19 protein-coding genes are annotated in these 19,447 nt (G+C 35.2%); 9 read left to right on the forward strand and 10 right to left on the reverse strand.

Annotated features, from left to right (window positions below):
- The first annotated feature begins 38 nt into the window (after nucleotides 1-38).
- Nucleotides 39-1,241 (forward strand): 5-aminolevulinate synthase, encoded by a 1,203-nt coding sequence (gene hemA / locus AAGD59_RS01150; RefSeq protein WP_174516755.1) that lies wholly within the window; start codon nucleotides 39-41, stop codon nucleotides 1,239-1,241.
- Here hemA and AAGD59_RS01155 read toward each other — a convergent pair.
- The 4 genes from AAGD59_RS01155 to AAGD59_RS01170 form a co-directional block, all read right to left on the reverse strand.
- Nucleotides 1,233-1,931, reverse strand: a complete 699-nt coding sequence (locus AAGD59_RS01155) for an inositol monophosphatase family protein (RefSeq protein WP_015589485.1) — start codon at nucleotides 1,929-1,931, stop codon at nucleotides 1,233-1,235. The two genes, hemA and AAGD59_RS01155, sit on opposite strands and share 9 nt — an antisense overlap.
- Before the next feature lie 8 nt (nucleotides 1,932-1,939).
- Nucleotides 1,940-2,506 carry an elongation factor P gene (efp, locus tag AAGD59_RS01160; protein ID WP_012673415.1) on the reverse strand — a complete coding sequence of 189 codons (567 nt, stop codon included), beginning with the start codon at nucleotides 2,504-2,506 and terminating at the stop codon, nucleotides 1,940-1,942.
- Between the two features lie 62 nt (nucleotides 2,507-2,568).
- Complete coding sequence (gene rimM / locus AAGD59_RS01165) at nucleotides 2,569-3,075, reverse strand: ribosome maturation factor RimM (protein WP_015589486.1); 507 nt, start codon at nucleotides 3,073-3,075, stop codon at nucleotides 2,569-2,571.
- Nucleotides 3,076-3,090: 15 nt separating this feature from the next.
- Nucleotides 3,091-4,266, reverse strand: a complete 1,176-nt coding sequence (locus AAGD59_RS01170) for an aspartate aminotransferase family protein (protein ID WP_015589487.1) — start codon at nucleotides 4,264-4,266, stop codon at nucleotides 3,091-3,093.
- Between the two features lie 66 nt (nucleotides 4,267-4,332).
- Between AAGD59_RS01170 and AAGD59_RS01175 the strand changes: the two genes are divergently transcribed.
- The 3 genes from AAGD59_RS01175 (at nucleotide 4,333) to recF (ending at nucleotide 7,508) form a co-directional block, all read left to right on the forward strand.
- A complete protein-coding gene (locus tag AAGD59_RS01175; RefSeq protein ID WP_015589488.1) occupies nucleotides 4,333-5,760 on the forward strand; it encodes a sensor histidine kinase in 1,428 nt (475 codons plus the stop codon).
- Between the two features lie 184 nt (nucleotides 5,761-5,944).
- Nucleotides 5,945-6,412, forward strand: a complete 468-nt coding sequence (bcp, locus tag AAGD59_RS01180) for a thioredoxin-dependent thiol peroxidase (protein WP_015589489.1) — start codon at nucleotides 5,945-5,947, stop codon at nucleotides 6,410-6,412.
- A gap of 16 nt (nucleotides 6,413-6,428) precedes the next feature.
- Nucleotides 6,429-7,508, forward strand: coding sequence for a DNA replication/repair protein RecF (recF, locus tag AAGD59_RS01185; protein ID WP_015589490.1), 1,080 nt, complete (start codon nucleotides 6,429-6,431; stop codon nucleotides 7,506-7,508).
- 809 nt (nucleotides 7,509-8,317) lie between these two features.
- Here the strand turns inward: recF and AAGD59_RS01190 are convergent.
- The 3 genes from AAGD59_RS01190 to AAGD59_RS01200 all read right to left on the reverse strand — a co-directional run bounded on the left by AAGD59_RS01190 (nucleotide 8,318) and on the right by AAGD59_RS01200 (nucleotide 9,543).
- Nucleotides 8,318-8,638 carry a TrbC/VirB2 family protein gene (locus AAGD59_RS01190; RefSeq protein ID WP_012673416.1) on the reverse strand — a complete coding sequence of 107 codons (321 nt, stop codon included), beginning with the start codon at nucleotides 8,636-8,638 and terminating at the stop codon, nucleotides 8,318-8,320.
- A gap of 207 nt (nucleotides 8,639-8,845) precedes the next feature.
- Nucleotides 8,846-9,202, reverse strand: a complete 357-nt coding sequence (locus tag AAGD59_RS01195) for a TrbC/VirB2 family protein (RefSeq protein WP_015589491.1) — start codon at nucleotides 9,200-9,202, stop codon at nucleotides 8,846-8,848.
- A 20-nt stretch (nucleotides 9,203-9,222) separates the two neighbouring features.
- On the reverse strand, nucleotides 9,223-9,543 hold the full coding sequence (locus AAGD59_RS01200) for a TrbC/VirB2 family protein (RefSeq protein ID WP_015589492.1): 321 nt from the start codon (nucleotides 9,541-9,543) through the stop codon (nucleotides 9,223-9,225).
- Nucleotides 9,544-9,678: 135 nt separating this feature from the next.
- Here AAGD59_RS01200 and AAGD59_RS01205 point away from each other — a divergent pair, with 135 nt between their 5' ends.
- Together AAGD59_RS01205 and AAGD59_RS01210 are read left to right on the forward strand one after the other, a co-directional pair.
- Nucleotides 9,679-10,494 carry a YihY/virulence factor BrkB family protein gene (locus AAGD59_RS01205; protein ID WP_015589493.1) on the forward strand — a complete coding sequence of 272 codons (816 nt, stop codon included), beginning with the start codon at nucleotides 9,679-9,681 and terminating at the stop codon, nucleotides 10,492-10,494.
- The gene (locus AAGD59_RS01210) at nucleotides 10,481-11,236 is read left to right on the forward strand and encodes an SDR family oxidoreductase (protein ID WP_174516753.1); all 756 of its coding nucleotides are present in this window, start codon (nucleotides 10,481-10,483) and stop codon (nucleotides 11,234-11,236) included. The genes AAGD59_RS01205 and AAGD59_RS01210 overlap by 14 nt, the downstream gene beginning before the upstream one ends.
- A 132-nt stretch (nucleotides 11,237-11,368) precedes the next feature.
- On the opposite strand, the gene AAGD59_RS01215 is transcribed toward AAGD59_RS01210, so the two are convergent.
- Nucleotides 11,369-11,542, reverse strand: a complete 174-nt coding sequence (locus tag AAGD59_RS01215; protein ID WP_167471214.1) for a hypothetical protein — start codon at nucleotides 11,540-11,542, stop codon at nucleotides 11,369-11,371.
- Nucleotides 11,543-11,680: 138 nt separating this feature from the next.
- On the opposite strand from AAGD59_RS01215, the gene carB reads away from it, so the two are divergent.
- The 3 genes from carB to AAGD59_RS01230 all read left to right on the forward strand — a co-directional run bounded on the left by carB (nucleotide 11,681) and on the right by AAGD59_RS01230 (nucleotide 16,107).
- The gene (carB, locus tag AAGD59_RS01220) at nucleotides 11,681-15,136 is read left to right on the forward strand and encodes a carbamoyl-phosphate synthase large subunit (RefSeq protein WP_341812935.1); all 3,456 of its coding nucleotides are present in this window, start codon (nucleotides 11,681-11,683) and stop codon (nucleotides 15,134-15,136) included.
- Nucleotides 15,137-15,512: 376 nt separating this feature from the next.
- Complete coding sequence (locus tag AAGD59_RS01225; RefSeq protein WP_010082049.1) at nucleotides 15,513-15,773, forward strand: IS110 family transposase; 261 nt, start codon at nucleotides 15,513-15,515, stop codon at nucleotides 15,771-15,773.
- Nucleotides 15,724-16,107, forward strand: coding sequence for a hypothetical protein (locus AAGD59_RS01230; protein ID WP_227738574.1), 384 nt, complete (start codon nucleotides 15,724-15,726; stop codon nucleotides 16,105-16,107). The genes AAGD59_RS01225 and AAGD59_RS01230 overlap by 50 nt, the downstream gene beginning before the upstream one ends.
- A gap of 175 nt (nucleotides 16,108-16,282) precedes the next feature.
- Here the strand turns inward: AAGD59_RS01230 and AAGD59_RS01235 are convergent, their stop codons facing one another.
- The gene (locus AAGD59_RS01235) at nucleotides 16,283-17,263 is read right to left on the reverse strand and encodes an SGNH/GDSL hydrolase family protein (RefSeq protein WP_010082050.1); all 981 of its coding nucleotides are present in this window, start codon (nucleotides 17,261-17,263) and stop codon (nucleotides 16,283-16,285) included.
- A 140-nt stretch (nucleotides 17,264-17,403) separates the two neighbouring features.
- Nucleotides 17,404-19,356 carry an RNA polymerase sigma factor RpoD gene (gene rpoD, locus AAGD59_RS01240; RefSeq protein WP_265027919.1) on the reverse strand — a complete coding sequence of 651 codons (1,953 nt, stop codon included), beginning with the start codon at nucleotides 19,354-19,356 and terminating at the stop codon, nucleotides 17,404-17,406.
- Between the last annotated feature and the right edge of the window lie 91 nt (nucleotides 19,357-19,447).

Here is a 19,447-nt window from a genome sequence, read left to right on the forward strand (position 1 = left end):
ATTTATTATAATTATGTTAATTATCGGTAAATAAGGACTTGGTAAACTACGAAGAAATATTCTTGAATAAAATAAAAGATATAAAAGATGAGGGGCGCTACCGTGAATTTACGCACTTTGCGTCATTGCCAGGTAGGCTCCCCCACATTATGGACTATGAAAGAAATAGGGAAGTAATCGTCTGGTGCAGTAATAACTATTTGGGAATGTCACAAAATGAGAGTGTAATTGCCGCTATCCAAAATTCATCTGTTGGTGCTGGAGGAACAAGAAATATATCTGGTACAACAAAAGAGGTTGTCGAACTTGAAAAATCCTTAGCTTGTTTGCATAAAAAAGAGGCTGCTTTAACTTTTGCTTGTGGCTACCTCGCTAACCAGACAACACTTAGCACTTTATCGTCTGTTATTCCGGGCGTAGTAATTTTTTCAGACGAGAAGAACCATTCTTCGATGATAGAAGGCATAAAATCAGGAAAAAGGCCAAAACATATATTTAAACACAATGATGTTAATCATCTAGAGCAGCTACTTAAGTCTATAGACAAAAAGACACCAAAAATCATAGTACTTGAATCCGTATATTCAATGGATGGTGATGTAGCTCCGCTTAAAGAAATATGCGACCTGGCAGATCAACATAATGCAATTACCTATTTGGATGAGGTGCACGCAGTTGGTATGTATGGTTCACATGGTGGTGGAATTGCAGAAAGAGAAGGCCTGATGGATAGAATAACCGTTATTCAAGGTACACTATCGAAGGCTTTTGGAGTGATGGGTGGGTATATCGCGTCTTCAAAGAGCTTGGTAGATGTAATAAGAAGTTCCGCTCCAGGATTTATTTTTACCACTGCTATGTCGCCTGTTTTAGCAGCGGCAGCAAAGGCAAGCGTTGAACACCTAAAATCAAGCAACATTGAAAGGGAAAAGCAAAAGCAAGTCGTTGAAAAAGTAAAAAACTCACTGAGAAATGCAGGAATTAACTTCATTTTAACAGAAACTCATATAATTCCAATAATAATTGGCGACCCAGAGTTATCCAAAAAAGCATCAAAATTATTATTTGATGAGTATGGAATATACGTTCAACATATAAATTACCCGACAGTTCCAAGAGGAACTGAGCGTTTCCGTATTACCCCTACACCTTATCATACCGATGAAATGATAGAACATTTGACAGAATCTCTTGTAAAAGTTCTCGAAAAGTTGTCTATCTCTGTAGCTTGTTTATCCTAATTTAATATCGCCAGCAATAATCAATCCGTTGTCTTCCGTTAGCCTTCCACCGCTTTCTTGTAGAAAAAGTCTACCGAGCAAGGTTTTATATTTGTTAACTCTAGAGTAAACTATTCCTCTGTGCCTTCCTGCCGCAAGGTATGCAAAGCCTAAAATTGTTGAACCGATGGAGCGTACACTACTATTGCCAGGCAGCAATTTATTTAACAAATTACCACTTACATCTATTAGACCCCCTTCACGGCTTTTCACCCGCATTTTTATATGACGAGATCTAAAGTCCTCAAGAAAAGCACCTTTCTTTTCTTCTGCCCAAAAAGTTTCTCTAAGAGCCGGAGCATCAATTACAGCCGCCACAACTTTATTTTTATGAATGAGACAGACTGATACTGCAAAATAAACCATACAACTGGAAAAGTTCTCCCTGCCCTCTATAGGCATAATAAACCAGGTATAAGTGTCATCTTTTACTTCTTGATCAGTATCATCTTCGGAAATAAACCCATAGTCTCGTTTGTAGTCGTGCAAGCAATCGTATATGGTTTGCTTGGATTTTGAATAAGTTTTATTGATAAAGTCTGCTGATTTAACATTAGAGATTTGTAATTCATTAAAATCGCGCATAAGCTGCCTGGAAGCACTACGCACAGAATCAAGCATCACATTAATTCGTGGTGATGAGATGGACATTCTTCTTTTTACTCTTTCACTCTTTCATAATAGCTGTCATCTGGAGTATATACTACAATTTTATCCTCTTCTTTTATAAACTGAGGCACGTTAACGCGCATTCCGTTTTCCAAAATTGCAGGCTTATAAGAAGCAGTAGCAGTTTGTCCTTTAATAACAGACTCTGTTTCTTTCACAGCAAGTGTAACATAATCAGGCACATGCGCAGAAATTATTTTGTCTTGATAAGCTACAACTTTAATTTTCATGTTATCCTGTAAATAAATTTTTTTTTCTCCCAATAAGTCCAAATTTATAGTGATTTGCTCGTAATTACTTGGATGCATAAGATTTACAATGTTTCCTTCAGTGAAAAGGTAAACATATTCCTCTTCATCTAAAATTGCCCTTCTGATTGTTGCATCAGAACGAAATCTTTCATAGTGTTTTGCTCCGGTTTTGATGTTTTTCATTTCGGCTTGTATGTATGCACCACCTTTACCAGGTTGAGTATGCATAATACCTACAACCAAAAATAATCCGCCGTTATGTTCCAACACCTGACCTGGTCTGATATCGTTAGCTCTTTCTGCCATAATTACATTTTCAATTTGATCTTATAATTATAAATAGCTTTATATAAATATCAAAGTCTTTATTAGTCAATAAATTCTGGTATATTTAATACTATATACCTCCCCTTTATATTTATATGTGGAAATATCTCTTTAGTGAAAGACAGCATAATACGTTTTTTTGTGCTGATAACTAAAATTTCTAATATATCCCCTGAGCCAAAATTATACACAGATTTTACATTGCCATATAATTCATTACTTTCCAGCCTTACTTCCATATCTACAAGGTCACTTTGATAAAATTCATCCTCATCATTTAGCTCTGGTAACTTGCTTCTTTCTATATATAGCTTCTTATTCCTCAAAAGCTCTGCTTCATTACGGGAATTTACTCCACTTATTGTAGCTATTACTAAATTATCACCTATGATGGATACTGAGTCTATTTTATAATTCTCATCACCACTTATTAGCTCACCATATAAGGAGATATTTTTGGGCTTTTCGGTGAAAGTTTTTAATTTAACAGCTCCTTTAATTCCGTGAGGAGAGGTAATAATTCCTAAGCATACCAGATTGTCGTTCATATTAATATCAAGCATCTAATCAGAAGATTTCTCAGATAAATATTGAGCCAGAATCTCAATTCCTTCATCAATCTCTTTTTCAGTGATAATTAGTGGAGGTAAAATTCTCACAACGTTATCTGATGTTACTCCAACAGTGAGTAAACCACGATGACTTAACTCTTCTGCAAATTTTTGATTGTCTGCTTTCACTTTTATTCCAAGCATTAACCCTTTCCCTCTCACTTCTTCTATTATTGGAAATTTACTTGCTAAGTCTTCTAATTTATTTTTTAAATACTTACCTCTAATTTCAACATTTTTCAAAAAGCCAGGACTGAGCAATTCTTCGAACACAGCATTACCTACTGAGGTTGCAAGCGGATTGCCACCAAAAGTGGAACCGTGCATACCAACTGCCATGTATTTAGCAGCATTTTCAGTCGCAAGACAAGCCCCTAGCGGAAACCCGCCGCCTATTCCCTTTGCAAGAGCACATATATCAGGTTCCACTCCTATATGTTCGTATGCAAATAATTTTCCTGTCCTACCAGCACCGCATTGCACGCAATCAAAAAATAACAATATGTCATTTTCATCACACAGCTTTCTTAGTTCTTTCATAAAGACTTCATTCATTACTTTGATACCACCTTGCCCTTGTATTGGTTCTATTAATATAACGCCTATATCACTTGAAATTGCTTTCTTTACACTCTCAATATTGGGCTCGATATTATCACACCAATCAATACAGGGACTCAGTAATTCAGAAAATTTCTGTTTATCGTTTGCAGCACAAGTTAGGAAGGTTCTTCCATGAAATGCACCATGGAATGTTAAAATTCTGTGACGGTTTTTATTGCCTTTTCCGTTTTGATAGACCCTAGCAATCTTAAGCCCACATTCTACTGCCTCTGATCCAGAATTTGAGAAAAATACAGTGTCAGCGAAACTATTGTTTATTAATTTTTCTGCAAAATTATTGGCAGCAGGTATATTATAGGTATTTGATATATGCCATAATTTTTCTCCTTGCAATTTAAGAGCACTAATTAATCGCGAATTAGTGTGACCTAAGCTACTAACGGCTATTCCGGAGTGAAAATCTACGTAGCGCTTACCGTCAATATCATACAAGTAAATATCTTTACCATAAGAAAAATTTATGTTAATAGGAGAATAAACTGGCAAAATAGGAGAAATTGTCATAAAATATTATATGCTAAATTTTATTATTAATAACATAAAAGCCGTTGTTTCGCAATGAGTAAGGATATGTATAAGATAGGTAAATTAATGTTTTCTGCACTGGGAAAAAACAAATACACAAAAGTTATCGCATTATTCTCATCAATTTTTATGATTTTATTCAGTGTGATATATTGTAATTATTTACTAAGGAGTAATTTCCTTTCTTCTTACCGTGATTCAAGTGTAAACTTAAAAAGTGTATTAGAAAATGGTATAATAAAAAAATACCATTATTTACTAATAGAAAAGCATCACATTAAATACAAAAATTTTGACTACATAAACCAACTAGTAAAACTGCGTGCTGAATTATTACAATCAGTGAGCAAAGTAAAGGATTTCAGCTTAATACTGTATGATCAAAACGGCAGAATAATATTCAGTAATTTTAACACTCAAGATTATGATTATGAACAGTTACTTACAAACGATGAAATTGATAAATTATTAAGTAACCAAGAAATACTTTATACTACAGGAAATACATTAACTTCTATTTTCCCTATATTCCATGAAAATAGCGCTAAGCCGTCGTTTTTTTTGAAGATTCTTCGAAGCTACAATAATTCTTATGTTATAGCATATGGCCTATTTTTAATATTTTTAGGCTTATTATTAATAATTTTAATATTAATAATGTTCTATTTGCACTTTTCTAATACCAAAATGCTGGCCAAGCAACATAAAACTAACATTGAATTACAGCAGATAAAAGAGGCATTAGAGCAAGAAAATGCAAACAAGCTAAAGTTTTTTGCAAGCGTTACACATGAATTACGCACACCTCTTAATGCTATTATTGGATTTGCAGAGTTGATCAAAAATGAAACTTTAGGTTCAATGGATAACTCTCAATACAAGGAGTATGCAGACGATATATATAATGCAGGGACACACTTACTTGCCTTAATTAATGATGTGCTCGATTTTTCTAAAGCTGAATCAAGTAGTTTAACAGTAGAAAAAGTGAAGTTTAACCTGAACAAAATAATAGATTCATGCGTAAATATGCTATTACCTAAATTAAAAGAAGCAGGGATTAATTTAAAAAAAGAGATGACTAATAAACAATTATTAGTCATTGCAGATTCCAAGAGAATGAAACAAGTTATAATAAATTTATTATCAAACTCAATCAAGTTTACTCCTAAAGATGGTTTAATAAGAATGGTGATAAAAGAAAATATAGAAAAAAACTTATTAACCATTGAGTTTCATGACAATGGAATAGGAATAATGCAGCAGGATATATATAAAGTTATGTCTGTTTTTGGCCAAGCAGATTCGGGATATAGAAACGAAGGTACGGGCATCGGATTACCGCTAAGCAAGAAATTAGTAGAGTTAATGGGTGGAACTTTTGACATTAAAAGTGAAGCGAAACTTGGTACTACGATAACATTGAACTTCTTTTATGAAGAACAAACATGTGAAGATTCGATTGATTTTTAATAGGATCTATTTGATATGGCCTTACATCAGACGAAAACCACACTTTATCAAAAGCGGCAAGCCGAGAAGGCAGTTATCAATAAGCCCCCTATCAAGAATCTTATCTGTGTTAGCTATATATAAAATTTGATACTCTGACTACAATATACTACTATAGATAGAAGCGTTATTAATGGAGCAAGGTATGGAGTTAGTAGTAGGAAATAATGCACCTGATTTTAGTTTACCAACAGATTCTGGTGAAAATTTATCACTGAGTGAATTTTTTGATAAAAAAAATGTAGCTCTTTATTTTTATCCTAAAGACGATACTCCGGGTTGTACGATGGAAGCAAAAGGCTTTAGAGATAAAATAGATGATTTTTCTTCCCTTGACACAGTGATAATTGGTGTATCAAAAGATAGTGTTAAGTGCCACACTAACTTCAAAGCAAAATACTCTCTGCCGTTTTCTTTAGTTTCTGATGAGAATGCTGAAATGTTGGGAAAATATGGTGTTTGGGTAGAGAAAAGTATGTTTGGCAAAAAGTATATGGGAATAGAACGCACTACTTTTTTAATAGATAAAAAAGGTAAAATAGTGAAGATCTGGAAAAATGTAAAAGTTAGTGGACATGTTGATGAGGTTCTGGAAGAAGTAAAGAGAATATAAACTAAAGAATAGGTTAATGGCTACCCATTGCTACATAAAAAAGCTGAAATTACATAATTTTCGTAGCCACTCAAACTTTGAACTGGATTCAGATGATAGCTCAGTTGTAATAACTGGCGAAAATGGTATTGGTAAAACTAATATACTTGAAGCAATCTCGTTGCTTGCTAAAAGCAATGGAATGAAAAAAGCAAAAGCCAGTGAGATACAAAATAGATTCAGTAATGAAGATTGGGTAGTGCACTATGATTTTTTTAATGGAACGGATTTTAATTCAATTGGTATCGCAAAGAGTTTTGATAAGAAACTAATACAAATTGATGGAAAAACGCAATCAAGTTATTCATCTCTGTATAAGATATCCAATGTAATATGGCTGATTCCACAAATGGACTATGTTCTTCTTAATTCTCCAAGTGACAGATTAAAATTTTTAGACCGTATAGTTTCACTGTTTGAAGAAAATTACACTTGCTGCTACATGAAATATAGAAAAGCTAAACATGAGCGAAGTAAACTATTGAGGGAGAACATTTTGAACAAAAACTGGTTCTCTAGTCTTGAAAACATAATGGCCGTTAATGCAGTTAGTATTTTACATATGCGATCGTCTGTTTTAAAAATATTACAAGATACAATTGATAACCATTCCAGTAAGCTTTTTCCGAAGGCAAGTTTGAAATTCAGCAGCCAGCTAACTTTGGACGATACTGCAGAATATTTTCAGAATCGTCTAAAGGAAAACAGAGAAAAAGATTCATTGACTGGTAGAGTAACCCTTGGTGTGCATAACGATAATTTCCGGGTTTTTTGTCAAAAAAGAAACGTACCAATAAATCTGTGCTCCACTGGAGAACAAAAGTTATTACTGCTTTCTATTATTTTATCCAGTGTAAAAGCAAGGTGTATTCATTACAATAAGGCACCACTTCTTCTACTTGATGATATAATGTCTCATCTGGATAAACATTACAGAAAGGCGTTAATGGAGGAAGTGTTAAGTATTCAATGTCAAACTTGGATAACTGATGTAAATCAAGATAATTTCAATAGCTATCTTTATTCTTTCAAGTTTTTTGAATTATCAAATGAATAGTACCTCTTTCAAAGCTCATACAGGCAACTCCCAATTGTAAATTCCGGCAATTAAACCTCAAACCAAAACATTTCTGTTTTTTTTACTTTAAATTAAATGCAAAAGTTACTTTACAAACTTCGCCAGTCCCCTTATCATGAAACTGAAGCTATTTATTTATCTTCGCAATCTCTGCAGTGGATTAATGATAAAAAACTTAATGTATTTGGCGTAAATTATGCTGAATTTTTGCACTATGTGCACCTCATGTCTTTATAAAACTTCTAGGTTTCTACCTATATAAGCTGAAACGCGCTTACAAAGCGTTTAAGATAGCAAAAAACGTCAAATTGACAAGGGAGAATTTGAATGCTAGCCACCCTAGGGTTTCTTTGCCTTTTTTTTCGCTCAGTAAATTTCTTAATGTTTATAATTTAGATTAGTTGCGGCTTAAAAGCAGCTGAATCGCGGTTATTAAGCGTTTAGAATAAAAAAACGCCATACTTGAAAGTATAATGTAAGTAATTAGCCAACCACGGGGCTTCTTTTGCCTTTTTTTTCATTTGGTAAATTTCTTAATATTCATAGCTAAACGACAACCGTTATTCCGCTGCTTGTTAGCTGATGAGATACCGCGAATGAATCGCGGTATGACGGTATGCGGCGGCATGACGATAAGCCTTGTCATTCCAGCGCGTGACGCTGGAATCTAAACTTTAACTGATATGATTACAGAAAGAGAATTTATTAGGTATTCATAGACACTGAAAGTGGTCAGCTTGACCACTTTCAAGTAAAGAAAACTACGTTTGTGCCTCCAATAATTTCTATTACTTATCCGCTACTGCACCGTCTTTACAAATCACACCTCCTGGTGTTATTTTTGAAACGACTACAGGAGCGCCAAAAAACACAGCAGTGAATGCACCGAGTGCAAAAAGCGCTGGCCACGGCATTCTACCGAATATTGCAAGCAACGCTGCACCAATTATCACTATTGTGATCATTGGTCCACCTATGCCATGAGTATAGCCTATTATCTTGCATATCACTGATGATGTTGTATCACTTGTATCAACAAAAGCATCTGCAGCATTTGCATCAAACGCAAAGGAGAAAATTAAAACCGCAAGTAGAAGAAAATTTTTCATTATACCCTCCAATCATTTCTGTCCTAAGTTAGATTATTCTGCAATTTGAGTAAATGGTAAGGGTTCTAGTAAATTTGTCATCCTATCAGTTTATAAAAATTCCCGGATCTCAGTGTTATTCACTTGGACAACATTTATACAATTGTGGAATAATGGTGCTCCTTTAAGAAGCACCGTTTAGCTAATGCTTTTCTAAATCTGCAGCGCCTATTTTTTACACGCTCCTGTACTTGTATCCCAGTTGGTACCATCAGGGCAAGCAGTTGCACCATTTTTACAAATCACACCGCCTGGTACTATTTTTGAAACAACTACAGGTGCACCAAAAAACACAGCAGTAAATGCACCGAGTGCAAAAAGCGCTGGCCACGGCATTCTGCCAAATATTGCAAGCAATGCTGCACCAATTATTACTATTGTGATCATCGGTCCACCTATGCCGTGAGTATAGCCTACTATTTTGCATATTGTGTTTGACGTTGCGTCATCAGTAACACTGCTAGCAAAAACATTATCAAATGCAAAGGAGATAACTAAAGCCACAAGTAAAAGAAAATTTTTCATTATGCCTCCAATAATTTCTATTACTTATCCGCTACTGCACCGTCTTTACAAATCACACCTCCTGGTGTTATTTTTGAAACGACTACAGGAGCGCCAAAAAACACAGCAGTGAACGCACCGAGTGCAAAAAGCGCTGGCCATGGCATTCTGCCGAATATCGCAAGCAAAGCTGCACCAATTATCACTATTGTGATCATCGGTCCGCCTATGCCGTGAGTATAGCCTATTATCTTGCATATCACCGATGATGTTGTATCATTTTTATCAACAAAAGTATTTGCAGCATTTGCATCAAATGCAAAGGAGAGAATTAAAGCCACAAGTAGAAGAAAATTTTTCATTACGCCTCCGATAATTTCTATTTAATGCTGGATTATCCTTCACTTTGATTAAATTTAAGTAAATGGTGAGGATTTTTTGCTTAAAAGTATCCTTTATTTCATTTAGAATACTTTTCTTGGTTCGTCTATATTACAGTGCTACAGAAATTTTACAGCATCGTTTATTGCCTTTATCGTGCTTTGATTGACACAATTCATAATGATGGAGTGGAGCATGCAGGGTATTTATCATTTTTAATTCTGTTATCAATATTTCCTTTTCTCATCGTTTTAATGGCTGTGGCGTCAACATTCGCAAATTTTTTAGACCAGTACAACATTGGCTGGGTATTTATCATTGATAACATGCCACAGGATATTTTATCATCTTTGATGCCGCGTATTAGGGAGATAATATCAGGCCCGCCGCAAAGCTTACTAACTTTAGCAATTGTAGGTGCTGTTTGGACCGCTTCATCGACAATTGAAGGGCTTAGAACAATACTCAATAAGGCCTATAAAGTTCCGGTTTCGCCGCCTTATATATTAAGAAGAGTACTAAGTATATTACAATTTTTAGTAATCACGCTTATTATAACTCTAACTATAGTGTTTTCTACACTAGTACCAATGCTAATTGATTTTTCCTATCAGGTGCTAAGTTATACTAGGTATTTACTTATTGAATTTGTACTTTTCACAGTAGTCTCTTGGCTATATTTTATGTTACCAAACATAAAACAAAATTTATCAGACGTATTTCCTGGATCTTGTGTAGCTGTTATTCTTTGGACGATTTCTGCTTCAGCTTTTAAGCAATACTTAAAAGCTTCCTTTGACCAACTGGATTTGATATATGGAAGTTTAGGTGGTGTGGTAGTGTCATTACTATTTTTTTATATGCTAAGTTTGATTTTTATATATGGAGCAAAATTCAATTTTCAGCTAAAATATTTCAATGGATCTCGCTAAGGAGAAAGAAATGGGTAAGTTAGAAGGTAAAGTAGCTTTAATCACCGGAGCTTCAGGTGGAATAGGCTCTGCTGTTGCAAAAAGGTTTATAAGAGAAGGTGCATGTGTGATTCTGATTTCAAGATCTCTTGATAATCTCAAGCCACTATATAATGAAATTGAAGAGCTTGAAGAATTTAAAGAAGGCTCTGTGAAACTAATTCAGCTTGATCTTTTAGACTTTGAGAATGTAAAGATACTGACAAACATGATAGAAAGCCTGAAATTATCAGAATCTGGAGCACTTGATATATTAGTTGTGTGTGCTGGAATTTTAGGCAAACTGAACCCCATTCATGACTGTGAGATTGAAGAGCTACAGAACGTAATGAATACAAATTTTACTGCCAATTGGTACTTACTAAAAAACTTAGATCCAATGCTAAAAAAGTCTAATGCTGGAAGAGCGATATTCATGACCTCAGAAGTGACACTTTCTCCTTCCTCTTATCCATATTGGATGCCGTATGCTGCAAGTAAAGTTGCACTAGAAATAATGGTGCAGATATATGCATCTGAGACAAAACATACAAAATTATGTGTAAATGCTGTATACACGGAAGGACCTGTGGGTAGTGAGCAGGCATTTCCTGGATCTGAATTGGTGTCACCTGATAAACTAACAGATAAATTTGTGGAATTAGCTTCTGAAGACTGCGGCATATCAGGAAAAATCTTACCGCTTAGCAAATCTCCCGAATAAATTACCATAGTATCTGCAAAGATACCGTTAAGCCCACAACTGTATGAACATTGTGATTTGAGAGTAATCTCCACTAGGAAGGATGTCATCCCAGTGCCTCTATGGTGTCATTCCAGTGCTTGACACTGGAATCTAGTCTTTATTATGCAGCCACTTATTTAAAGTTAAGTTTTCTGGATCCCAGACTGGGATGACACCTCTGGGCACTGCCGTCATAAAGGAACCAGTGTCAGCTACTTGAATGACATCATTTGCTGTGCAATTTACCTTCAAAAATGAATGTTTGTACAGCTGTGTGTCAAGCACTGGAATCTGCCACGCAAATTGCAATGTTCGTACAGTTATGCGTCAAGCCTAAAAGTAATTAGCTAATAGGTTTAATAAAAATTCACATATACAGGAAAGATTGGTAACATTACTTGAATAGAGACCGTTATTGTAATTATGCCGAAACGCACAGATATAGAATCTATATTAGTAATAGGAGCAGGCCCAATAGTTATAGGTCAGGCATGCGAGTTTGATTATTCCGGAACGCAAAGCTGTAAAGTATTAAAAAGCGAAGGTTATAAAGTCATTTTGGTTAACTCCAACCCCGCAACTATAATGACAGATCCTGAGTTTTCTGATGCGACGTATATTGAGCCGGTACTGCCTGAAATCATAGAGAAAATTATAATTAAGGAGAGGCCAGACGCAATATTGCCAACAATGGGCGGGCAAACAGCGCTCAATTGTGCAATAAAACTTGCAGATGATGGAGTGTTAGACAAATACAACGTAGAATTAATAGGGGTAAATAGAGAAGCAATAAAAAAAGCAGAGGATAGAGAGTTATTCCGCCAATCCATGGATAAAATAGGACTGAAATACCCCAAAAGTATCATTATAAAAAATCAAGAACAAATAAAAAAGGCTTTGGATTACGTTGGATTACCAGCAATCATTCGTTCATCATTCACTCTTGGTGGTGCAGGTAGTGGCATAGCATATAATAAAGAGGAGTTTTTCAATATCGCAGAAAGTGCTCTCAAAATTTCGCCAATAAATGAAGTTCAGATAGATGAATCAATTATCGGCTGGAAAGAGTATGAAATGGAAGTTATCTGCGATTGTAAAGATAACTGCATAATAGTCTGTTCGATAGAAAATGTTGATCCGATGGGAGTGCACACCGGAGATAGTATTACGGTTGCTCCTGCTTTGACTCTGCGTGATGCTGAATATCAACAAATGAGAAATGCATCTATAGCAGTGCTGAGAGAAATTGATGTTAGTGCCGGCGGTGCAAATGTTCAGTTTGCAGTAAATCCTAAAGAAGATGGAAGCCTCGTTGTAATTGAAATGAATCCAAGGGTTTCTCGCTCTTCTGCACTTGCTTCGAAAGCAACAGGCTATCCTATTGCAAAAGTTGTAACCAAACTTGCTATCGGCTATTCGCTCGATGAAATACGTAACGACTGCGCTCCAATAATACCAGCAGCATTCGAACCAGTGATTGATTATATCGTCACTAAAATTCCTCGATTTGAGTTTGAGAAATTTAAGGGGAAGAATTGTGAATTATCAACCTCCATGAAATCAGTGGGAGAAGTGATGTCTATAGGCCGCACTTTTAATGAGTCACTACAGAAAGCTTTCCGTTCACTTGAAACTGATTTTACAGGACTTGATGAAGTATTTCCTGAGAACATTGATATTGATCACATAAAATCTCAATTAGCAAAATTGCTACCAAACAGATTACTGATTGCTGCTGACGCAATGCGCCACGGAATTAGCATAGAAGAAATAAATTCGATTACAGGATATGACTTATGGTTTCTGCAAAATATACAGCAAATCATCTTGGCTGAACAAAAAATCAAGGAAAACGGCCTTCCTGAGACTGCATATGAAATGTTAGAGATGAAAAAAATGGGATTTTCAGATGCAAGATTAGCAAAGTTAAGTAATAGACCTACCTCTGTCATTCCAGTACCCTCTAATGTCATCCCAGTGCGTGACACTGGGATCCAGCCAGCGTTACACGCTGGAGATCGAGTAAAACAAATCGAAGAAATAAGAAAAAAATTTGGCATTAAACAAGTTTATAAACGCGTAGACACCTGTGCAGCTGAATTTGAATCGAGCACTGCTTATATGTATGGCTGCTATGAGGGTGATGTTGAAAATAAAACGGAATGTGAGGCGAATATTTCTGACCGAGAAAAGGTTGTCATTTTAGGAAGTGGTCCAAATCGCATTGGTCAAGGTATTGAGTTTGATTATGCATGCGTACATGCAGCTTCTGCCGCCAAAGAAATGGGGTATGAAACAATAATGATCAACTGTAATCCCGAAACTGTCTCAACTGACTACGATACCGCTGATCGTTTATATTTTGCACCACTCATTGCAGAGGATGTGCTTGAAATACTAAGTAAAGAGCAAGAAAATGGCACACTGGTTGGTGTAATAGTTCAAATAGGCGGTCAAACACCTTTAAAGTTAGCCAAAGTGCTTAACGAGAGAGGTTTCAAAATTCTGGGAACTTCGTTTGATTCTATTGACCTTGCAGAAGATCGCATGAGATTTAAAAATCTTGCTTTGCAACTTAATTTAAAACAACCTGAAAATTCTATCTGCCATTCAGTAGAAGAAGCGTTAACCAACGCAGAAAAGGTGGGGTTTCCACTAGTAGTCAGGCCATCATATGTCCTCGGCGGTCAGTCTATGTCGATTAGACACGATACTCAGAGCTTCAAAGAGTATGTCTTGAATCAAACCAAAATTTTTGAACACGGATCGCTGCTTCTTGATAAATTTTTAGTCAATGCAGTTGAGGTTGACGTTGATGCTGTATGTGATGGGGAAAAAGTTTTCATTGCAGCGGTCATGGAGCACATTGAAGAAGCTGGTATCCACTCTGGCGATTCAACATGCTCAATACCGACAAATACATTGAGTGACGAAGTAATAAAAGAGATTAAGCTACAAACTGAAAGAATAGCATTAGCATTAAAAGTGAAAGGTCTGATAAACATTCAGTTTGCTGTTCAAGAGAATAGACCTCTTGCAGAACCTGTTTGTGATGAGAAATCTTTAGGAAAAGTGCAGATGAGCACCACAGAATACTCGAATGTATTTGAGGAGCGCAGACAAGCTTTGACGACAAAATTGCCTTCAGAAATCGAGTTATGCAAGAGGTCTAGTGATGTATACATACTTGAAGTGAATTTAAGGGCTAGTCGCACAGTTCCTTTTATTTCCAAGGTAATCAATATTCCTATTGCAAAGCTTGCCACTCAGGTTATTTTGGGTAAAAAATTGAATCAGGAAAACAAGCCTTTCAATCATTTTGCAGTTAAAGCTGCTGTTTTTCCATTTACCCGCTTTGCAGGAGTGGATACTTTACTTGGTCCTGAAATGAAATCAACAGGAGAAGTGATGGGAATCGACTCATCTTTCGAAGCTGCACTTGCAAAAGTGCACATGGCTGCAGGATACAAGTTACCAACAGAAGGAGCAGCTCTGGTTTCAGTAAAAGATGATGATAAAGAGTATATATTGCCTGTTGTACGAATGTTGAAAGAACTGAGTTTTGAAATATATGCCACCAAAGGCACAGCTTCGTATCTGAACAATAACGGCATTGCTGCACAAGCTGTAAATAAAGTAAGAGAAGGCAGACCCCACATAGTTGATATGCTCAAAGATGGAAAAATAAATCTAGTGATCAATACCTCAAAAGGTGTGAAATCAGTTTCAGATAGCAAAGATATCAGGAGAACTGCTATTTTGCAAAATATAGCTTACAGTACCACAGCTTCTGGGAGTAAAGCGTTAGTGCTTGCAATTCAATATGTAAAGAATAGCAAATTGGAAGTGAAATCATTACAGCAGATACAAAACGGTTAAATATTAAAACTAGAATAATTCACTCTCAAAATGCTAAAGAGAACATAATAAAAAGATGGAAATTTTGAAGGAAATAGTATACCTAAAGAATCAACTAGCGTAATTGAACAGCCAAATGCTACAACGAATACTCCACAATCTTACCTAGAGGACACTTCCCTTATATGTTAAGAACAAGTCTTTATAAATATCAAAGTAGTGATATTAAAGACACACAGAGAAGAGGAACCGTCACGCCCCTTGATTATAAGAATCGTTGTTCAGCAAGGTTCTCTTCTCTGGTTTATTATACTGAAAGTTCCGAACAACTGATTGAGCTTTTAGGCTCGTATATAAGGCTGGAAAATGCAGTATATGTTATTATTACGGAGGAATTATGAATTCATCAAACATTATTGCTGGCATTGATGTTAGCAAAAGTAAATTAGATCTCCACATTCACCCACTTGAGCATTATAAAATATTTGAAAACAATGTACAATCCATTGATGAAATGCTGGACTTTTTACGTTTGCATAATGTAACCAAAATTGGTCTTGAGGCAACTGGTGGATACGAAAAATTATGTGCCTATACTTTACTAAGCAATGGTTTTGAAGTGTACGTCATTCAACCAAGGTGGGAGAGACTATGCTAAAAGCCTTGGTATTACTACAAAAACTGATAAAATAGACTGCAGTATCATCTCACGTTATATTAATAATACAGATATGCGTGTTACTCCTTTAACAGTTAGTAATGGTAATATTGATTGCTTGAAACAAAAATTATCTCGTAGAAACCAACTTGTAGAAATAGCAAAAATACAAAAAACCCAAATCCAACAGGTAACTGATACATCTATAATCAAACAAATAGAGGAACTTCTTGCAATTTTACGTAATCAAATTAAAACTTTAGAAGATGAAATGATTACATTTATCGATCAAAACCAAGAGCTTAAAAGAAAATATATATCAATAACTATATAGTAGCGGGATGACGGTTTTTCAAATTGTCGGTAAATCTAAGTCAGTTTAGCTATAGGCAGCAATTTTCTGTATTTATTTTAAATTGAAGAAAGCTCAAATGAAAGATCGTGTTTTGCTAAAAATCACAGAATGCAGTCTGGTTACTATTTAAAAGGATATGTTCAAAAAAACTGTGTCAAATCAACTCATACACTTCATTACCAACTTCATGATGAAGTTCCGCAGTTGGATGGAAATAATCAAAAAAGAAATAATCCTTTAGTGTTTCTTTGCTACACCCAGGGTTATAGTGAACGTCAAGTTCCCCTTTAAATATCAACTTTAAGAGTATTTTTATATTTTCTTTAAATCTCCCAACTTGGTCTGCAATGTTCGATGTGCATGCATCTTGACAATTTAAACCTTTGCTCTTGTATTCGCTAAACATACTTCTCATTTTAGAGTTAAGATCAAATGCTTTTATTTCAAGATTTGTACTTTTCTTCATATAATCTAAGCCTTTAGCCAGTTTTGCATTGAAACTCTCCGTGAGCTTTGTAGCTAGTTCCCTTGCTTCTTCATCTCTATTAAAAGCTGGTATTGAGCCAACTTCAGGTGCATTTGCAACAACTACATGCTTAACACCATGTTCATTTAGAACCTTAAGTGCATTACATATTTCACTCACTGCTTGTTCCAACACTTCTTCCGCTTTAGTATCGTCATAAGCAGTGGCAACCATAACATCATTTCCGCCGATTATGATGCAAAATAAATCTTCTTTACCTATATCTGGATGATGTTTAATTACCGCATCTAGCTGGTTAGCTAAACGAAATTTATTGAAGAAATAAGAAAAAATAGGGTCAAAAATTTCAGATGCTGTTGCATATGAAACTGCGTAATTCTGACCTTGCTGTTCGTGGCATCTCCCAAAAAATGAATAACTCCACCCAGGTTTAAATTCATCTAAATCTAAATATTTTGCTATATATTCAACAGCAGTAGGGCCATTGCTAAAAGATCTTCCTTGATAAAAAGGATCATCAAATTTTACGCTTTTTGCAAAGGATAAATTATTTAAAATTCCAATGATTGCGCCATTATCGGATAAGCTATCACCCAGAACATAAAAATTTCTATACTTTGAATTAGAATTGTCATTTTTGTTTGTCATAATATTTACCGTAGATTAGCATGTTGTTTCATTAGATTCATAGAAAAAGAAAAATAGCGGTGAAATTATACAACTTTGGCCTAACTTGCTCTCCACTTTTTCCGGGCAAAATCAGCTTCTTCTTAACTTGACACGTATACTTAAAAGAACCCTCTAAGTTTTCTAGCACGGCTTGGATGTTTCAACTTGCGCAGTGCTTTTGCCTCTATTTGCCTAATTCTCTCACGTGTTACATTAAAAATTTTTCCTACTTCTTCTAAGGTATGTTCCTTCCCATCTTTACCAAGGCCAAAACGCATTCTTAAAATTCTTTCTTCCTTTGGTGTTAAAGTTGCAAGAACATTGGTTGTAATGCCACGCAAGTCAGCAAGTATTGCAGCATCCTCTGGCCTGGAGACTCGCTTGTCTTCTATACAATCACCAAAGGTACTACTATCATCTTTTCCTGTTGGAGCTTCAAGACTTACTGGATCCCTTGCTATTTTCATAACTTTGCGTATTCTTTCCAGTGGCATTGTCAGTTCTACACTCAATTCCTCTAACGTCGGCTCTCTTCCCATCTCATGAGTCATCTTTCTTAATGCTCTGTTGATTTTACTGATAATTTCCACCATATGAACTGGTATTCTAACTACTTTAGACTGCTCAGGTATTGCTCTAGTGATTGATTGTCTTACCCACCAAGTGCCATAAGTTGAAAATTTATATCCACGTTTGTAATCAAACTTATCCACGGCCTTCATAAGACCAATATTGCCTTCTTGTATCAAATCAAGCAGATCAAGGCCTCTTTTTGAATACTTCTTAGCAATGGAAACTACTAGCCTTAAGTTAGCCTTAATCATTTCTTGCTTTGCTTCAGAGACTTCTCGTTCGTGTTTTTGTATTCTCTTGATTAGCTCCTTAAATTCTTGTACGTTATCTTCCTGTATATGCTGCTTAATACCGTTCAAGGTACTAGCTATATGTTCAGAGTTATCGTCTATAAACCTTAAAAATTTGTTTTTTAATTCACCTGTAAAAGAGGACTGATTTTCATTGATCTTTAAAAGACTTATCTTTTTCAATTCGTGCTTTAAAAGCACGTCATCATAAACTTTATAGAAACTTTCTCTATCGATATCGTATTTTCTAGCCTCAGCAATAAGATTAGCCTCTTCAAGCGTAATGGATCTATTTATCTTATAAAGTTCTTGTGTAATTCTGGCAACAGCAGCATCACTTAACTTAATTTGTAATGCTATAGACCATATTTGATTATACAAATTTTCTAGCTCATTAGAGAAATTTTTAGAATTTTTTCTTAATATCAACGCTTCATTTGTTAAAGTAATTATCTCATCCAATGCAACTATGACCTTTGGCAATAAGTCACTTTCCATTTCAAGAATAGAAACATTTAAATTGACTGAACTTATATCTTCATTATTACCGTCTTTCTCATCATCACTTTTTTTACTATCTTTCTCATCATCACTACAGTACTCAGCATCTTCAGAAACATCCTCAGAATCCTCAACATCTTCAGCACTTTCTTCACTCTCTTCACTTTCTTCTTTGGGTACCACATTAAAATCAGAGTTATAAATTGCATCCAGATCTATAATTTCTCTCAGTAAGAGAGCTCCATTACTTAAATCATCACGCCATACTTTTATCACCTTTAATGTTACTGATGTTTCAATTATTGCACGTAACATGTTATGCTTTTCAGATTCAATTTTTTTTGCTATCTCGATTTCATCTGCCCTTGATAAAAGCTTTACGGAGCTCATGTCTTGTAAATAAATCCTCACTGGATCATCATTTTGTACTAAAGTTGCAGTAACATTTGGCGATGTGTCATCATCATCAAGTTTACTATCATCACTGTTGGAAGGAATATCTTCTTTATCTTCGCTACTTTCAAGCACATTAATTCCGGAATCCTGCAATAAAGATATAGCATCATCTATAAAGTCAGACGAAAAATTTTCATCTGATAATTTATCATTTATATCATCAAAGGTGATAAAACCACCCTTTTTTATACTCTTAGTTACCAGATCTTTGATAATTTTTTTCTTATCTTCTGCATCATTAATAGTTGACATCATTACCTTTATAGTTTATAATTTTATTTCTTATTAACAAACAAACTTACAACGAGCAAGTCTATAATTTTACTTTTAACTTGTGGCTATT

This window comes from Wolbachia endosymbiont (group A) of Cephus spinipes, from assembly GCF_964026895.1.
Lineage (GTDB): Bacteria > Pseudomonadota > Alphaproteobacteria > Rickettsiales > Anaplasmataceae > Wolbachia > Wolbachia pipientis.